This is a genomic window from Microcoleus sp. Pol12B4 (assembly GCF_036701385.1).
In the GTDB taxonomy this organism is placed as follows: Bacteria; Cyanobacteriota; Cyanobacteriia; order Cyanobacteriales; family Microcoleaceae; genus Microcoleus.
Genome location: NZ_JAUBQR010000033.1, coordinates 8,878 through 10,348, shown reverse-complemented (window position 1 = coordinate 10,348; position 1,471 = coordinate 8,878). Strand labels below are relative to the sequence as shown.

Below are 1,471 nucleotides of genomic sequence, written 5' to 3'. Positions count from 1 at the left end.
ATCGCTGTCAGTTTCCCAATCAGCACAACTCTCCGATTCCACACCAGTAGGGTGCATCGCACAAACCAACAAATTTCCCCCGTAAACTTGACCGTGATAGTTGCGACAACCGCGACAAGCCGGCTGCTGCGTCGGCGAAGGGTCTACATAAGTCACCATCGACAAATCTATCTCATCAAACTCCGGGTCGAAGTCGCGGCAAATTTCAATTATCGGTTCGATAAATTCATTAAATAAACCGTCAAATTCATTGAAATAACTGTCAATGTCATTAATCAGATTATTTTGTACTTGTTCAGTAAACTCTTCCGACATTTTTGCCAAAACGTCCAGCATTTCGACAAACTCTTCGCCCATTTCGCTGAAAAAATGCTCTACTTCAGAAACAGCATTTTCCATTACTCCAAAAAAATCTTTAGACCAATCTTCCATGAATTTGACAGCTTGCTATTACAAAATATTTTACAGACAGGTGCAGCCAGCCTCATGCGAAGCGATCGCACCTACTTTCAATTCTATTACCTATTGCCTGATATCCGTCCACATCTGACAGGGGAGATATTCAAAAAGGGAACTCAAGAGTATTATCCTGAGTTCCCTTCCTGCTTTGCTGAGCGAGTTTTTTCCTGCTTAATCCCGCTTCAGCCGCCGCAATTCCTCTTGTAAATTCTGCACCTGTTCGCGGAGCTTGTCTACGCCGCCTGTCTCTTTAGCATCTTTTACCGAGACATCTTCTTCCTCAGAAACAATTTCAATCCGCCGAGGTTCAGCCGGTTTTTTGTCGCCAGCCGATTCTACGGGGGGCTGCTGCTGAGCCTGTTGCACCATATCGTCAACAAAGCGACGGGCTTCTTCCGTTGACATCTCACCCCGTTTCACCAATTCGTCTGCCAGCTTTTGGGCTTCAGTGCGTAATTCAGTTAACTTGCTGCCAGCTTTTTCACCAGCGTAGGAAGCTAGCCCGACACCAAGGTAAACTGCTTTTTGTAAAATATCTCCGAAACCAGGCATAGGAGCTATACCTCATAAAACTGGGTGAACCGGAGACCACGCCTATTACAAGCATCCCGTGTTGCTGCTACCTTCCGGTCCTGACAAGATTTGGGCGTTGGAATCGCGTGGGTCCAGTTCATTTATCAGTATAACACAGTTATTTATTCTTCAACCACGCACCAGTGATAAATTTCATAAATAACGCAACCGTTCTTCACCAGCGGGTCTTCAGCGACGATCGCCTTCGCCTCATCCATCGAACCCGCCTCAAACAGCAACATACCGCCGCCCCGCCTCGCCCAGTAGCCAGTTTTCGCTCGGTGTCCTTTAGAAATCAACTCTCGGACATAAGCTCTGTGAGCTGGCACGTATTGGTCAAAGACAGGCTTTTCGACAATTCCTTGCTCAATTTTGACAAACCAAGGCATTTTTATTTGGGATTTTAGATTTTATATTTTAGATTGGGAATGGGCGATCG

General features: G+C 46.0%; 3 protein-coding genes and 1 other RNA gene. All 4 read right to left on the bottom strand.

Translation table 11 applies throughout. The annotated features are described in order from the left end of the window. On the bottom strand, positions 1-432 hold a 432-nt coding region (locus QUA38_RS07075; RefSeq protein ID WP_333160392.1), incomplete at its 3' end, for a hypothetical protein. Between the two features lie 198 nt (positions 433-630). After that, on the bottom strand, positions 631-1,011 hold the full coding sequence (locus tag QUA38_RS07070; protein ID WP_172191785.1) for a phasin family protein: 381 nt from the start codon (positions 1,009-1,011) through the stop codon (positions 631-633). A 23-nt stretch (positions 1,012-1,034) separates the two neighbouring features. Then, positions 1,035-1,131, bottom strand: an RNA gene (gene ffs, locus QUA38_RS07065) — signal recognition particle sRNA small type. A 23-nt stretch (positions 1,132-1,154) separates the two neighbouring features. Next, positions 1,155-1,421 carry a YciI family protein gene (locus QUA38_RS07060; protein ID WP_015179070.1) on the bottom strand — a complete coding sequence of 89 codons (267 nt, stop codon included), beginning with the start codon at positions 1,419-1,421 and terminating at the stop codon, positions 1,155-1,157. Positions 1,422-1,471 lie beyond the last annotated feature (50 nt).